The following is a 548-nucleotide window of genomic DNA, read 5'->3' on the forward strand; positions in this document are numbered from 1 at the left end:
AAGAAGTTCTCACGAACGTACGCGCCGTCTTTGGCTTTGTAGTTCTGGTACTCGCCGTCGATGACTTCGTCCATGCGGCGCTGCAGAGCACCGTTGGTGTCCTTGGCCAGCAGTGGGTCCCAGAAGCGGCCCCAGACGACCTTGTTGACGTTCCAGCCACCGCCACGGAACACGCCTTCGAGTTCCTGGATGATCTTGCCGTTGCCGCGAACCGGGCCGTCGAGGCGCTGCAGGTTGCAGTTGATGACGAAGATCAGGTTGTCCAGCTTCTCGCGGCCAGCCAGGGCGATTGCACCCAGCGATTCCGGCTCGTCGCACTCGCCGTCGCCCATGAAGCACCAGACTTTCTGCTTGCCGGCAGGGATGAAGCCGCGCGCTTCCAGGTACTTCATGAAGCGGGCCTGGTAGATGGCCTGGATCGGGCCCAGACCCATCGAAACGGTCGGGAACTGCCAGAAGTCAGGCATCAGCCATGGGTGCGGGTACGAAGACAGGCCGTTGCCGTCCACTTCCTGGCGGAAGTTGTTCATCTGTTCTTCGCTGATGCG

At 61.3% G+C, this 548-nt stretch carries 1 protein-coding gene; it reads right to left on the reverse strand.

From position 1 onward, the window contains the following. Nucleotides 1–548: thiamine pyrophosphate-binding protein (locus QWI17_RS03220; RefSeq protein WP_502553136.1), on the reverse strand; the 548-nt coding region annotated here is incomplete at both ends.

Source organism: Gilvimarinus gilvus (genome assembly GCF_030518155.1).
GTDB lineage: Bacteria > Pseudomonadota > Gammaproteobacteria > Pseudomonadales > Cellvibrionaceae > Gilvimarinus > Gilvimarinus gilvus.